14 protein-coding genes and 1 riboswitch are annotated in these 14,582 nt (G+C 59.0%); of the genes, 8 read left to right on the forward strand and 6 right to left on the reverse strand.

Going from position 1 to position 14,582, the window contains the following annotated elements; genetic code table 11:
* The first annotated feature begins 3 nt into the window (after window positions 1-3).
* The 3 genes from argB to argH all read left to right on the forward strand — a co-directional run bounded on the left by argB (window position 4) and on the right by argH (window position 3,466).
* Complete coding sequence (gene argB / locus H7A77_RS16555; protein WP_182074422.1) at window positions 4-777, forward strand: acetylglutamate kinase; 774 nt, start codon at window positions 4-6, stop codon at window positions 775-777.
* Between the two features lie 25 nt (window positions 778-802).
* On the forward strand, window positions 803-2,023 hold the full coding sequence (locus tag H7A77_RS16560; protein WP_004931061.1) for an argininosuccinate synthase: 1,221 nt from the start codon (window positions 803-805) through the stop codon (window positions 2,021-2,023).
* 69 nt (window positions 2,024-2,092) lie between these two features.
* Window positions 2,093-3,466 (forward strand): argininosuccinate lyase, encoded by a 1,374-nt coding sequence (argH, locus tag H7A77_RS16565; RefSeq protein ID WP_004931059.1) that lies wholly within the window; start codon window positions 2,093-2,095, stop codon window positions 3,464-3,466.
* Window positions 3,467-3,499: 33 nt separating this feature from the next.
* Here argH and H7A77_RS16570 read toward each other — a convergent pair whose 3' ends face one another.
* From H7A77_RS16570 to H7A77_RS16585, 4 genes are all read right to left on the reverse strand, one after another.
* Window positions 3,500-3,826, reverse strand: coding sequence for a type II toxin-antitoxin system HicB family antitoxin (locus tag H7A77_RS16570; RefSeq protein WP_033652204.1), 327 nt, complete (start codon window positions 3,824-3,826; stop codon window positions 3,500-3,502).
* A complete protein-coding gene (locus H7A77_RS16575) occupies window positions 3,813-4,073 on the reverse strand; it encodes a toxin HicA (protein WP_033652203.1) in 261 nt (86 codons plus the stop codon). The genes H7A77_RS16570 and H7A77_RS16575 overlap by 14 nt, the downstream gene beginning before the upstream one ends.
* Window positions 4,074-4,235: 162 nt before the next feature.
* Window positions 4,236-5,684 (reverse strand): dihydrolipoyl dehydrogenase, encoded by a 1,449-nt coding sequence (locus tag H7A77_RS16580; protein WP_033645220.1) that lies wholly within the window; start codon window positions 5,682-5,684, stop codon window positions 4,236-4,238.
* 72 nt (window positions 5,685-5,756) lie between these two features.
* Window positions 5,757-6,488: a glutathione peroxidase gene (locus tag H7A77_RS16585; protein ID WP_015379403.1), complete on the reverse strand. Its 732-nt coding sequence runs from the start codon at window positions 6,486-6,488 to the stop codon at window positions 5,757-5,759.
* 151 nt (window positions 6,489-6,639) lie between these two features.
* On the opposite strand from H7A77_RS16585, the gene oxyR reads away from it, so the two are divergent.
* The gene (gene oxyR, locus H7A77_RS16590; protein WP_033652202.1) at window positions 6,640-7,557 is read left to right on the forward strand and encodes a DNA-binding transcriptional regulator OxyR; all 918 of its coding nucleotides are present in this window, start codon (window positions 6,640-6,642) and stop codon (window positions 7,555-7,557) included.
* Here the strand turns inward: oxyR and sthA are convergent.
* Window positions 7,540-8,937, reverse strand: a complete 1,398-nt coding sequence (gene sthA, locus H7A77_RS16595) for a Si-specific NAD(P)(+) transhydrogenase (RefSeq protein ID WP_004931047.1) — start codon at window positions 8,935-8,937, stop codon at window positions 7,540-7,542. The genes oxyR and sthA overlap by 18 nt on opposite strands.
* Window positions 8,938-9,155: 218 nt before the next feature.
* On the opposite strand from sthA, the gene fabR reads away from it, so the two are divergent.
* A complete protein-coding gene (fabR, locus tag H7A77_RS16600; protein WP_004931044.1) occupies window positions 9,156-9,788 on the forward strand; it encodes an HTH-type transcriptional repressor FabR in 633 nt (210 codons plus the stop codon).
* A gap of 15 nt (window positions 9,789-9,803) precedes the next feature.
* Window positions 9,804-10,175 (forward strand): YijD family membrane protein, encoded by a 372-nt coding sequence (locus H7A77_RS16605; protein ID WP_025304650.1) that lies wholly within the window; start codon window positions 9,804-9,806, stop codon window positions 10,173-10,175.
* Between the two features lie 34 nt (window positions 10,176-10,209).
* On the opposite strand, the gene trmA is transcribed toward H7A77_RS16605, so the two are convergent.
* Window positions 10,210-11,313 carry a tRNA (uridine(54)-C5)-methyltransferase TrmA gene (gene trmA, locus H7A77_RS16610; RefSeq protein WP_033652201.1) on the reverse strand — a complete coding sequence of 368 codons (1,104 nt, stop codon included), beginning with the start codon at window positions 11,311-11,313 and terminating at the stop codon, window positions 10,210-10,212.
* Between the two features lie 122 nt (window positions 11,314-11,435).
* Window positions 11,436-11,649: riboswitch (cobalamin riboswitch) on the forward strand.
* Between the two features lie 68 nt (window positions 11,650-11,717).
* Between trmA and btuB the strand changes: the two genes are divergently transcribed.
* Window positions 11,718-13,589 carry a TonB-dependent vitamin B12 receptor BtuB gene (gene btuB, locus H7A77_RS16615; RefSeq protein WP_182074423.1) on the forward strand — a complete coding sequence of 624 codons (1,872 nt, stop codon included), beginning with the start codon at window positions 11,718-11,720 and terminating at the stop codon, window positions 13,587-13,589.
* Window positions 13,534-14,397, forward strand: a complete 864-nt coding sequence (gene murI / locus H7A77_RS16620) for a glutamate racemase (RefSeq protein WP_182074424.1) — start codon at window positions 13,534-13,536, stop codon at window positions 14,395-14,397. The genes btuB and murI overlap by 56 nt, the downstream gene beginning before the upstream one ends.
* The last annotated feature ends 185 nt before the right edge of the window (window positions 14,398-14,582 follow it).

Genomic DNA, 14,582 nt, shown 5'->3' on the forward strand with positions numbered 1-14,582 from the left:
GCAATGAACCCGTTAATTATCAAGTTAGGTGGCGTGTTATTAGACAGTGAAGAAGCGCTGGAGCGTCTGTTTACCGCGTTGGACAGCTATCGGCAGCAGCACCAGCGCCCGCTGGTGATCGTGCACGGCGGCGGCTGCGTGGTGGACGAACTGATGAAGCAGCTCGCTTTGCCGGTGGTGAAAAAGAACGGCCTGCGGGTCACGCCGGCCGATCAGATCGACATCATCACCGGGGCGCTGGCCGGCACCGCCAACAAAACGCTGCTGGCGTGGGCGATTAAACACCAAATCAACGCCGTCGGCCTGAGCCTGGCGGACGGCGGCAGCGCGGTCGTGACCCCGCTCGATCCGGCATTGGGCCACGTCGGCAACGCGCAGCCCGGTTCGCCCGCGCTGCTCAATACCCTGCTGGACGCCGGCTACCTGCCGGTTGTCAGCTCCATCGGCATCACCGCCGAAGGGCAGTTAATGAATGTGAACGCCGATCAGGCGGCGACGGCGCTGGCGGCGACGCTGGGGGCGGACCTTATCCTGCTGTCGGACGTCAGCGGCATCCTCGACGGCAAGGGCCAACGCATTGCGGAAATGACGGCGCAAAAAGCGGAACAACTGATCGCGCAAGGCATCATCACCGATGGTATGGTGGTGAAGGTGAATGCGGCGCTCGACGCTGCCCGCACCCTCGGCCGCCCGGTGGATATCGCCAGCTGGCGCCATGCCGATCAGCTTCCTGCTTTGTTTAACGGCGTGTCGATTGGCACCCGGATCCTCGCTTAATTTTAGAATTAGAAAGGAATAGATCATGCAAAACCAAGGCATCAAAAAAATCGTTCTGGCGTACTCCGGCGGCCTGGATACCTCGGCCATCATTCCATGGCTGAAAGAGAACTACGGCGGCTGTGAAGTGGTGGCGTTCGTGGCGGACATCGGCCAGGAGCGCAGCGATCTGGAAGGCGTGGAGCAAAAAGCCCTGCAGTCCGGTGCCTCTGAATGTCACGTGGTCGATCTGCGTGAAGAATTTATCCGCGATTACGTTTATCCGGTGCTGCAGACCGGCGCCCTGTACGAGGGCAGCTACCTGCTGGGCACCTCGATGGCGCGGCCGATCATCGCCAAGGCGCAGGTCGAGCTGGCGTTGAAAGTGGGCGCAGACGCGCTGTGCCACGGCGCGACCGGCAAAGGCAACGATCAGGTGCGTTTCGAAACCACCTACACCGCGCTGGCGCCGCAGCTGAAAGTGGTAGCGCCGTGGCGCGAGTGGAACCTGCGTTCCCGTGAAGCGCTGCTGGATTACCTGAAAGAGCGCAATATCCCGACCACCGCATCGCTGGAGAAAATCTACAGCCGCGATGAGAACGCCTGGCACATCTCCACCGAAGGCGGCGTGTTGGAAAGCCCGTGGAACGCGCCAAACAAGGATTGCTGGGTATGGACCGTCGATCCGCAGGAAGCGCCGGACCAGCCTGAGCAGGTGACCGTTACCGTCGAGAAAGGCCGCGTCGTGGCGGTTAACGGTAAAGCGCTGTCGCCGTACCAGTGCCTGGAAACCCTGAACGCGCTGGGCGCCAAGCACGGCGTCGGCCGTATCGACATCGTGGAAAACCGTCTGGTGGGCATCAAATCCCGCGGCTGCTATGAGACCCCGGGGGGCACCATCATGGTGGCGGCGCTGCGCGCCATCGAGCAACTGGTGCTGGATCGCGATAGCTTCAAATGGCGCGAGCAGCTGGGCCTGGAGATGTCCTATGTGGTGTACGACGGCCGTTGGTTCGCGCCGCTGCGCCGCTCGCTGCAGGCCTCTGCCGAAGCATTGGCTGAAGAGGTGAACGGTGAAGTGGTGCTGCAGCTGTACAAAGGCCAGGTGACGGCGACCCAGAAAAAATCCGCCAACAGCCTGTACTCCGAAGAGTTCGCCACCTTCGGCGAAGACGAAGTTTACGATCACAGCCACGCGGGCGGCTTTATCCGCCTGTTCTCTCTGTCTTCACGCATCCGCGCGTTGAACGAGAAAAAGAATAAATAACCGATTGGCGTGACTCTGCAAGGGCGCAGCATGCTGCGCCCTTTCGCATAAAAATTCAGGAGTAAAGGTATGGCACTTTGGGGCGGACGGTTCACTCAGGCGGCGGATCAGCGGTTCAAGCAACTCAACGATTCGCTGCGGTTCGATTATCGCCTGGCGGAGCAAGATATCGTGGGCTCGGTGGCCTGGTCGAAGGCGCTGGTGACCGTTAACGTGTTGACGGCAACGGAGCAACAGCAACTGGAGCAGGCGCTGAATGCCTTGCTGACGGAAGTCCAAGCCGATCCTTTGGCGATCGTCCAAAGCGATGCCGAAGACATCCACAGCTGGGTGGAGCAGAAGCTGATCGAGAAGGTCGGCGATTTGGGCAAGAAGCTGCACACCGGCCGCAGCCGCAACGATCAGGTCGCGACCGATCTGAAGCTGTGGTGCAAACAGCAGATCGGCGATCTGCATCAGGCGATCGTCCAGCTGCAGCAGGCGCTGGTGGAGACCGCCGAAGCCAACCAGGATGCGGTGATGCCGGGGTATACCCATCTGCAACGCGCGCAGCCGGTGACTTTCGCGCACTGGTGCCTGGCCTATGTCGAGATGCTGGCGCGCGATGAAAGCCGCCTGCAGGATACCCTGAAACGGCTGGACGTCAGCCCGCTGGGCAGCGGCGCGCTGGCCGGCACCGCGTATCCTATCGATCGCGAGCAGCTGGCCGGCTGGCTGGGCTTCGCCTCGGCGACCCGCAACAGCCTGGACAGCGTATCCGATCGCGATCACGTGCTGGAGCTGCTGTCCAACGCCGCCATCAGCATGGTGCACCTGTCGCGCTTCGCCGAAGATCTGATCTTCTTCAACAGCGGCGAGGCGGCGTTTGTCGAGCTGTCTGACCGCGTGACCTCCGGCTCTTCGCTGATGCCGCAGAAGAAAAACCCGGACGCGCTGGAGCTGATCCGCGGCAAGTGCGGCCGCGTACAGGGCGCGCTGACCGGCATGATGATGACGCTGAAAGGCCTGCCGCTGGCGTACAACAAAGACATGCAGGAAGACAAAGAAGGGCTGTTCGACGCGCTCGACACTTGGATGGACTGCCTGCAGATGGCGGCGCTGGTGCTGGACGGCATTCAGGTGAAGCGCCCGCGCTGCCGGGAAGCGGCGGAGCAGGGTTATGCGAATGCCACCGAGCTGGCGGACTACCTGGTCGCCAAAGGCGTGCCGTTCCGCGAAGCGCACCATATCGTCGGTGAGGCGGTGGTAGAAGCCATTCGCCAGGGCAAACCGCTGGAAGCGCTGCCGCTGGCGGATTTGCAGCAGTTCAGCGCGACGATTGGCGACGATGTCTATCCGATCCTGGCGTTGCAATCCTGCCTGGACAAACGTGCGGCCAAAGGCGGCGTCGCGCCGCAGCAGGTGGCCGCGGCCATCGCCGCAGCGAAACAGCGTTTGGCTTGACGACGAGGGCGGCCTGGCGCCGCCCTTGAACCTTTACCCCGCCAGGCGTGCGCAGAGATAACGGTTCAGGCTCACGCCTTCTTCCATCGCGCCGATCGCCAGCCGGCGATGCTGTTCCGGCGTCATGCGTAGCACCAGTTTGCCGCTGAAATTTTTCTCCGCCAACGCCTGCGGCGGCGTTTCGCCTTGCGCCAGCATGTCGGCGATCGTTTCGCTCACCACTTTCTCGATACCCTCCAATGCGCCGGTACGCGTGGCGGCCAGCCAGGACAACGAGGGGAATTCGGCGCACAGCCCGACATATTCACGGTCTTGCGCTGACCAGGTGATGCGATAGGTATAGTGTTCATGCTTTTCCATGTTCTTCCTCCATTCTGGCCAGTGCGGCGATGACCTGCTTAACCTGATATGCCTTGGCCGCGCCGTTGTTGCCGCGTTGGATATTGATGCGCGGATCGCCTGGCCAGGGCATGCGATAAACGTGATGGCTGCTACCGTTTATGCGCGGCGGCCCAAACCATCGCACGCAGATTTTCGCTAACTCGGCGAATTTGATGCTGTTCTGCCGCTGTTGCAAATCAGCGATGTCATCCCTGATCTCGTTCATGTTGCCTCCATTTTAGTATTATTATTGATATCACTTCAATATCAAAGCATAAAAAATGAGCGCAGGAGGGCCGTGAGGCAAGAGGAGGGAGGAAAATCTGGAAAGCGCTGCGCAAAAAAACCGGGCCTGAAGGCCCGGTAGGTGTGAACGGAGAAGGAGGCGTTATTCGCCCGGACAGCGCTGACAGCGCTCGATTTCGGCCGTGCCGAGTTTGAGCTTCGCCTGCAGGTCGCGCAGCGCAGTGCGCAAGCCTTCTTCGATCACCGGATGATAGAACGGCATGTCCAGCATTTGATCGACGGTCATCTGCTGTTGGTGCGCCCAGGCTAACAGGTGCGCAATGTGTTCGGCGTCCGGGCCGATCATTTCCGCGCCGAGGAAACGGCCGGTGCCTTGCTCGCCGTAAACGTGCAGAACGCCCTTGTTGCGCAGCATCACCCGCGAGCGACCCTGATTCTCAAACGAGACCTTGCCCACTTCAAAACAGCCGCAGGCGCTGAACTTCTCGCTCAGCTCGCGGAAGGTCGAGCCGACCATGGCGATCTGCGGATCGGAGAACACCACCGAAATCGCGCTGCGGCGCAGACCCGGATTGATCTCCGGGAAGCTGCCGGCATTGGCGCCAGCGATGCGCGCCTGATCGCTGGCCTCATGCAACAGCGGCAGCTGGTTGCTGGCGTCGCCGGCGATAAAGATATGCGGCACGCTGGTTTGCATCGTCAGGCGGTCGGCCAGCGGCACGCCTCGAGCGTCGAGCTGCAGGCCGGTATTTTCGAGGCCCAGCCGATCGACGTTGGGGCGGCGGCCGGTGGCGGCCAGCACGTAGTCCACCAGGATCTCCTGCGACTGGCCCTGCAGATCCTGATAGCGGATAAATACGCGGTCGCCTTCGCGCTGCATCATCTCCACTTTCACGTCGGCGTCGAGGTAGAATTCTTCCCCCAGCGCCTTCGCAGCGTAATCGCGCACGGCGCTGTCGGTCAGCGGCCCGACGGCGCCGCCGATGCCGAAGACCTTGGTGTCGACGCCGAGGCGGTGCAGCGCTTGCCCCAGCTCCAGCCCGATCACGCCGGGGCCGAATACCGCCACGGACTGCGGCAAGTCATCCCAGTTGAACAGATCGTCGTTGACGATCAGGCGATCGCCCAGTTCATTCCACGGCGCCGGCCAACTGGGGCGAGAGCCGGTGGCGATCACGATGCGCTGCGCCACGATGCGCGTATGGTCATCGACCTGCAGCGTGTTGTCGTCGATAAAGCGGGCATAGCCCTGAATTTTGTCGGCGGCCGGGATCTCGTCCACGCCTTCCAGCACGAAGCCGACGAAACGATCGCGTTCGCGTTTGACGCGCGCCATCACCTCGCGTCCGTCGATACGCGTTTTGCCGGTTGGGTGCACGCCAAAGCCCGGCGCACGTTCGATTTGATGCACCGCTTCGGCGGCGGCGATCAGTAATTTGGATGGCATGCAGCCAACGCGCGCACAGGTGGTGCCGTACGGCCCGCCTTCAATCATCACCACGCTGGGGGTAGACAGTTTGGCCGCGCGATAGGCGCCGAGCCCTGCGGTGCCGCCGCCGATGACCGCGACATCAACGTTCAACAGTTTCATATCCGCTCCTGAAAGGTAAAAAAAGGGCGGGCCGTAGCCCGCCAAAGTTCACGTTGGCTTTGTTATTACTTATTAAGCTGACAGGAATGTTTCCAGATCGTCGCTGCCGCCGATGTGACGGCCGCCGATGAAGACCTGCGGCACCGTGGCGCGGCCGCTGACGGCGCGCAGGCTGACGGTGGTGGCGTCTTTGCCCAGCACGATCTCTTCATACTGAATGCCGCGCTCTTGCAGCATCTGCTTGGCTTTGGCGCAGAATGGGCAGCCCGGTTTGGTGAACAGGGAGACCGATTCCTGCACTTTGAATTCCGGCGCCAGGTATTTCAGCATGGTGTCGGCGTCGGACACTTCAAACGGGTCGCCCGGCTTGTTCGGCTCAACAAACATTTTCTCGACCACGCCGTTGCGTACCAGCATCGAGTAGCGCCATGAGCGAGGGCCAAAGCCCAGATCCGCTTTCTCGACCAGCATGTTCATGCCTTTGGTGAATTCACCGTTGCCGTCCGGCACGAAGGTGATGTTTTCCGCATGTTGGTCGGCTTTCCAGGCGTTCATGACGAAGGTGTCGTTCACGGAGACGCAAAGAATGCTGTCGACGCCGTGCTGCTTGAATACGCTGGACAGTTCGTTGTAGCGCGGCAGGTGGCTCGAAGAACAGGTCGGCGTGAACGCGCCCGGCAGCGAGAAAACAATGACGGTTTTGTTTTTGAACAGGTCATCAGTGGTCACATCAATCCATTGGTCGCCCTGACGGGTGTGGAAAGTAACCTGAGGAACTTTCTTGCCTTCTTGACTGGTAAACATTGATTAACCCCTTAATTAGGAAAAGTAATTTTTAGCATTTAGCGCGATATCGCTTCGTTGGGACACATTATTGTCGCTGGGACTTGATAGATCTAATCGCTCATTGCTATCTTATCTATCGCCATGAGCTATCATGGAATGGAGGGAAACAATGAATATTCGTGATTTAGAGTATCTGGTCGCCTTGGCCGAGCACCGGCACTTCCGCCGCGCGGCCGATTCATGCCATGTAAGCCAACCCACGCTGAGCGGGCAGATCCGCAAGCTGGAAGACGAGTTGGGCGTCATGCTGCTCGAACGCACCAGCCGCAAGGTGCTGTTCACCCAGGCGGGTCTGTTGCTGGTGGAGCAGGCGCGTACCGTGCTGCGAGAAGTGAAAGTATTGAAGGAGATGGCCAGCCAGCAGGGCGAAGCCATGTCCGGACCGTTGCACATCGGCCTGATCCCGACCGTGGGGCCTTATCTGCTGCCGCAGATCATCCCGACGCTGCACAAAACGTTCCCGAAACTGGAAATGTACCTGCACGAAGCGCAAACCCATCAGCTGCTGGCGCAACTCGACAGCGGCAAACTGGACTGCGCCATTCTGGCATTGGTTAAGGAAACCGAGGCGTTTATCGAAGTGCCTTTGTTCGATGAACCGATGAAGCTGGCGGTGTACTCCGATCACCCGTGGGCGCAGCGCGAGCGCGTGCCGATGCCGGATTTGGCGGGTGAGAAACTGCTGATGCTGGAGGATGGCCACTGCCTGCGCGATCAGGCGATGGGCTTCTGCTTCCAGGCGGGCGCGGACGAAGATACCCACTTCCGCGCCACCAGTCTGGAAACGCTGCGCAATATGGTCGCGGCCGGCAGCGGCATTACCCTGCTGCCGTCACTGGCGGTACCGCCGCAGCGCGAACGCGACGGCGTCTGCTATCTGGATTGCTACAAGCCGGAGCCGAAGCGCACCATCGCGCTGGTGTACCGCCCCGGCTCCCCTTTGCGCAGCCGTTATGAGCAACTGGCCGAGGCGATCCGCGAACACATGCAGGGCTACATCGACAGCGCGTTAAAACAGGCGGTTTAAGCCGTTTAGCGCCGCCACCCGGTAGGCTTCGGCCATGGTCGGATAGTTGAAGGTCGTATTAACGAAATACTCGATAGTATTGCCTTCACCTTTCTGTTCCATGATCGCCTGGCCGATGTGGATGATCTCCGCCGCACGCTCGCCGAAGCAGTGGATCCCAAGGATCTGCAGGGTGTCGCGATGGAACAGGATCTTCAGGCTGCCGACGTTCATCCCGGCTATCTGCGCGCGCGCCAGATGCTTGAACTGGGCGCGGCCCACTTCATACGGCACCTTCATCGCGGTCAGTTCCTGCTCGGTTTTGCCGACGGAGCTGATTTCCGGAATGGTGTAGATGCCGGTCGGGATATCTTCGATTAAGTGACCGCTGGCTTCGCCGGAGGCGATCGCTTGCGCGGCGATGCGGCCCTGATCGTAGGCGGCGGAAGCCAGGCTCGGATAGCCGATCACGTCACCGACCGCATAAATGTGCGACAGCGCGGTTTGATACATGCTGTTTACTTTCAGCAGCCCGCGGCTGTCCGACTCCAGGCCGACGTTCTCCAACCCCAGCGAATCGGTGTTGCCGGTACGGCCGTTGGCGTACAGCAGGCAGTCCGCTTTCACCTTCTTGCCGGACTTCAGGTGCACGATCACGCCGTCTTCGGTGCCTTCGATCTTCTCGAATTCTTCGTTGTGGCGGATCACCACGCCGTTGTTCCAGAAGTGGTAAGAGAGCGAATCCGACATCTCCTGATCGAGGAACGCCAGCAGACGATCGCGGGTGTTGATCAGATCGACCTTGACGTTTAGGCCGCGGAAGATGGACGCATACTCGCAGCCGATCACCCCGGCGCCGTAAATGATCACGTGGCGCGGCTCATGGCTCAGCTCGAGAATGGAATCGCTGTCGTAGATGCGCGGATGGTTGAAGTCGACGCTGGCCGGATGGTAAGGACGCGAGCCGCAGGCGATCACGATGTGATCGGCGCGGATGGTGTCCTGGGTGCCGTCCATGTAGCTGACGCTGACGGTGTTGGCGTCGATGAAGCGCGCGTCGCCGGCGAACAGTTTGCACTGGTTCCGCTCATAGAACCCTTGGCGCATTCGGGTCTGCTGGCTGATGACGTTATCGGCGTGGCGTAAAATGTCAGGGAAGGTCGCGCTGAGCGTGCGCGAGTTGTTGTAAAGCGGGTTCTGGTTGAATTCGATAATGCGGCTGACGGCGTGGCGGAGGGCTTTGGAGGGGATGGTGCCCCAATGGGTACATCCGCCGCCTACGTTATTGTACCGTTCGATAACGGCCACGCGGGCGCCTTGTTTCACCAGCCCCATGGCGGCACCTTCACCACCAGGGCCCGAGCCAATCACAATGGCATCAAATTGATAGTGCTGTTGCATGTAGGAGAGACCTGTTTTTTTATACAAGATTACAACGGTATCTTAACATCATAGCGCTGCTCACCCAATCACCATTAGGCTTTTTGAGTCAAAGCACAATCGGCTCAGGGCGGAAGTGTGATAGAGCGCGTTAGTATAAATGCTGTTGCAATAAAATTTGCTATATTGCCGAGTCTAGGGCGTTAGACTGAGAAAATGGAACCTATCCGGATATGCATATGGGCGTCAGAGCACAACAAAAAGAACGGACTCGTCGTTCCCTGATCGAAGCCGCTTTCAGCCAGCTGAGCGCCGAACGCAGCTTCGCCAGTCTGAGCCTGCGGGAAGTTTCACGCGAGGCGGGCATCGCGCCCACGTCGTTTTATCGCCATTTCCGCGATGTGGACGAGTTGGGGCTGACCATGGTGGATGAAAGCGGCCTGATGCTGCGTCAGTTGATGCGCCAGGCGCGCCAACGCATCGCCAAGGGCGGCAGCGTGATCCGCACCTCGGTGTCCACCTTTATGGAGTTTATCGGCAACAACCCGAACGCCTTCCGCCTGCTGCTGCGCGAGCGCTCCGGCACGTCGGCGGCATTCCGTGCGGCGGTGGCGCGCGAGATCCAGCATTTCATCGCCGAACTGGCGGATTACCTCGAGTTGGAAAATCACATGCCGCGCAGCTTTACCGAAGCGCAGGCGGAAGCGATGGTCACCATCGTGTTCAGCGCCGGCGCGGAAGCGCTGGATATCGACGTCGAGCAGCGGCAGCAGCTGGAAGAACGGCTGGTGCTGCAACTGCGGATGATCTCCAAAGGGGCGTATTACTGGTATCGTCGCGAACAAGAAAAAGCTTCTGTGTCCCACGTATAAAAAAGGTAAAAAATGATGGAAAAACCAGGCCGTGAAAATGGCACCTTACTGCTGGCGTTGATTGCCGGCCTTTCGATCAACGGTTCCTTTGCCGCGCTGTTCAGCTCGGTGGTGCCGTTTTCGATCTTCCCGCTGATCGCGTTGGTGCTGGCGGTGTACTGCCTGCATCAGCGTTACCTGAACCGCGCCATGCCGGACGGCATGCCGAAGCTGGCGGCGGCCTGTTTCCTGCTGGGGCTGTTGCTGTACAGCGCCATCGTGCGCGCCGAGTATCCGCAGATCGGCTCCAACTTCCTGCCGTCGGTGATCTGCGTGGCGCTGGTGCTGTGGATCGGCATGAAACTGAAGGCGCGCAAGGCGCCGGATGCGCCGACTCAAGAATCGTAATGAAACGGGGCGCCATCACGGCGCCCCTGTCATATCAGCGGTGCTTTTCCAGCAACACGCCGCATTCCATGTGATGGGTATAAGGGAACTGATCGAACAGCGCCAGACGGCTGACCCGGTGGGTGGCCTGCAGCGTTTCCAGGTTGGCGCACAACGTTTCCGGATTGCATGAAATATACAGAATGCGCGGGTAAGCCTGCACCATCTTCACCGTTTCATCGTCCAGCCCGCTGCGCGGCGGATCGACGAAAATCGTCTCGCAGTTGTAGCCGCTCAGATCGATGCCTTTTAACCGGTTGAATTCGCGTACTCCGTTCATCGCCTGAGTGAAGTCTTCCGCCGCCATGCGGATGATCTGCACATTGTCGATATGGTTGGCGGCGATGTTGTACTGCGCCGCCGCCACCGACGGTTTGGCGATCTCGGTCGCCAGCACGCGCTCGAAATTGCGCGCCAGCGCCAGCGAGAAGTTGCCATTGCCACAGTACAGCTCCAGCAAATCGCCTTTGGAACCGGCGGTGACCGCCAACGCCCACTCCAGCATCTGCACGTTCATGGCCGCGTTGGGCTGAGTGAAACTGTTTTCCACCTGGCGATAAATCATGTCGCGGCCGGCGACCGGTAGCAGTTCGTCAACATAATCCTGGTCGAGCATGATCTTGGTCTTCGACGCTCGGCCGATCAGCTGCAGGTCGAAACCCTGCGCGCGCAGCTCGTCGCGCAACTGCTCGGCGCGCTGTTGCCAAACGTCATCCAGCTTGCGGTGATACAGCAGCGAAGCGATGATTTTGCCGCTTCGCGTCGACAGATAATCTATCTGGAACAGCTTGTGGCGCAGGATCGGCTCCGGTTTCAGCGCGGCGATCAGGGCGGTCATCAGGCGGTTGATCAGCTCGCTGGCCGCCGGGAACTGATCGACGCGAATACGCTGCTTGGTCTGCTGATCGAACATGATGTGATACATGTCGTCTGCGTCATGCCAGATGCGGAATTCGGCGCGCATGCGGTAGTGGTCGACTGGCGAGCGGAACACTTCCGGCTCGGGCGCCGCGAACGGTGACATCAACGTCTTCAGGCGGGCGACTTTCTCCGCCAGTTGGTCATCGTAACGTTCAATAGGCAAATTCTCGGGCGTCATGTGTTTCTTCTCGTCAGGCAAATTTGATCAGCGGGGATTGTAGGGAATCAGCCCGTGAAGTCCAGTTTTGTCGCGTTTATTATTTGTAACATTAATGGCAGTCTAGACATCTATTTTCATTGATCGTAGCATTGCCGTCCGGCCTCAAGCAGCGAGTGAAAAGGGAATCCGGTGTGAATCCGGAGCTGACGCGCAGCGGTAAGGGGAAGTCACGGCGATAGCGTTTCGACGCAGACACTGTCCACTGCAGGATGGGAAGTCATCGCCCGTTGCCGGTCGCGCCCTGCGGCCCGCAAATCCCAAGCCCGAAGACCTGCCGGTGTTACGTCGCAATGTCCGTGGCCGTCGCGAACTACCGGCCATGATCCTGCGGCATCCGCCAATTAAGTTTGGATGCTTTTCTCATGACAATTACAAAAAATACGCTGCTGGCGGTGGTCTCTTCCGTCACGGCTTTTTCTGGATGGGCGCAAGACAACACCACAGCCACGAATGGCGATAACCTGGTGGTTACCGCCAACCGTTTCCCGCAGCCGGTTTCTTCCGTGCTGGCGCCGACCACCATCGTCACCCGTAACGATATCGATCGTTGGCAGGCCAAGAGCCTGACCGACGTGATGCGCCGTTTGCCGGGCGTGGACGTTGGCCAAAACGGCGGGTTGGGGCAAAAGAGCTCGCTGTTTATTCGCGGCACCAACTCCAGCCACGTGCTGGTGCTAATTGACGGCATTCGCCTTAATCAGGCGGGCGTCAGCGGCTCTTCTGACCTTAGCCAAATCCCGATTTCGTTGGTGCAGAAAGTCGAATACATCCGCGGCCCGCGCTCGGCGGTGTACGGCTCCGATGCCATCGGCGGCGTGGTCAACATTATTACCACCCGCGAAAAGAACGGTACTACGCTCTCAGCCGGCGTCGGCTCCAACGGCTATCAATCCTATGACGCGTCGACTCAACAGCAGTTGGGCGACAGCACCGTGGCGACGGTGGCGGGTGACTACACCTACACCAAAGGGTATGACGTGGTGGCCTACGGCAGCACCGGCATGCAAAGCCAACAGGATCGCGATGGCTTTATGAGTAAGTCGCTGTATGGTGCGCTTGAGCACCAGTTCAGCGAATCGGTCAGCGGTTTTGTGCGCGGGTATGGTTACGACAACCGCACGGCGTATGATAGTTATTATTCCTCACCGACCAGCCCTCTGCTGGATACGCGCAAACTGTATAGCCAAACCTGGGATACCGGATTGCGCTATAAAGAAGGCATTTACGCAACACAAGTAATTGGCAGCTACAGCCATAGCAAGGATTACGATTACGATCCTCGCCTCGGCATGCATGACAGCTCGGCCAGCCTGGTGGATTCCGAACAGTACAACCTGCAGTGGGGCAATACGCTGCAGGTTGGACAGGGTACCGTAAGCTCTGGCGTCGACTGGCAGCAACAGAAAATCAAACCGGATTCCACCACCGTGAAGGGTGAAAAAAGCCAACGTGATGCAGGCATCTATCTGACTGCGCAGCAACTGGTTGGCCCGGTAACGTTGGAAGGTGCGGTTCGAGGTGACGATCATTCCGAGTTTGGCTGGCATGGCACCTGGCAAACCAGCGCGGCCTGGGAATTCGTCGAGGGATACCGTTTTATCGCATCGTATGGCACGGCGTTCAAAGCACCGAATATGGGCCAGCTATACGGCAACTTCGGTAACAACACCGATCTGAAACCGGAAGAAAGCAAGCAGTGGGAAGGTGGCTTTGAAGGGCTGACCGGCCCGGTGACCTGGCGCATCTCCGGTTATCGCAACGACATCGACAATTTGATCGATTCCACGGGGGAAACCAACTACGTCTATTACAACGTGGGTAAGGCGACCATCAAAGGGATTGAAGCTACGGCCTCGTTTGATACCGGCCCGTTGACGCATCAGATTGGTTATGACTATGTCGACCCTCGCAACGCCAAGACCAATGAAGTGCTGCTGCGGCGCGCCAAGCAGCAGGTGAAATATGAGCTGGACTGGCAGCTGTATGACTTTGACTGGGCGGTGACTTATCAATATCTGGGTCAACGTTATGACAAGGATTACAGTACCTATCCGGAACAAAGCGTTAAACTTGGCGGCGTGAGTCTGTGGGATCTCGCAGTTTCGTATCCGGTCACATCTCATCTGACAGTTCGTGGTAGAATTGCCAACCTGTTTGATAAAGATTATGAGACGGCCTATGGCTACGCTACTCCAGGAAGAGAATACTACCTCACTGGAAGCTATACCTTCTAACAGCACCGCCACACCTCGCCCGACGGTGCTGGTTTTCGATTCCGGCGTCGGCGGGCTGTCGGTGTATCAGGAGATTCGGCAGTTGCTGCCGGATCTCCACTATATATACGCGTTCGACAACGTGGCGTTCCCCTACGGCGAGAAGTCCGAAGAGTTTATCGTTGAGCGCGTGCTGGAGATTGTCGGCGCGGTGCAGCAGCGTCATCCTCTGGCGATTGTCGTCATTGCCTGCAACACCGCCAGCACCGTTTCCTTGCCGGCCCTGCGCGAGCGTTTCAGTTTCCCTGTCGTGGGCGTGGTGCCCGCCATCAAACCGGCGGCCCGTCTTACCGTCAACGGCATTGTCGGCCTGTTGGCGACCCGCGGCACCGTACAGCGCAGCTACACCCATGAGTTGATTTCCCGTTTCGCCACCGACTGCAAGATTGAACTGCTGGGCTCTTCAGAACTGGTGGAGCTGGCGGAAGCCAAGCTGCATGGCGAAGCCGTGCCGCTACCGGTGCTGAAGAAGATCCTGCATCCGTGGCTGAGCATGCGCGAGCCGCCGGATACGGTCGTTCTGGGCTGCACCCATTTCCCTCTTTTAGCTGAAGAGCTGATGCAGGTGTTGCCGGAAGGCACCCGATTGGTGGATTCCGGCGCGGCGATTGCCCGTCGCACCGCCTGGCTCATCTCTACGCAGGAAAATCTGGTCTCGAGCCAGGAAGAGAATCTGGCGTATTGCATGACGTTAAATGAAGATACTGACGCTTTATTGCCCGTTTTGCAGGGCTATGGCTTTAAATCGTTGAAAAAACTGCCGCTTTAACGGTGTTTTGGTTAAACATTCAACGGTCGGAAAAAATATTGAAAATAGGGGTTGCGGCCCGCCGAGAACTCCCTATAATGCGCCTCCACTGACCGGGAACAACGACTGACAAGCCGCCGGGTCAGCGAGAAGAAAGCGAAATAAACGCTTGACTCTCCGGGTGAAAAGCGTAATATACGCAGCCC

It is taken from the genome of Serratia sp. ME47 (genome assembly GCF_903970925.1).
Taxonomy (GTDB): Bacteria; Pseudomonadota; Gammaproteobacteria; order Enterobacterales; family Enterobacteriaceae; genus Serratia; species Serratia ureilytica.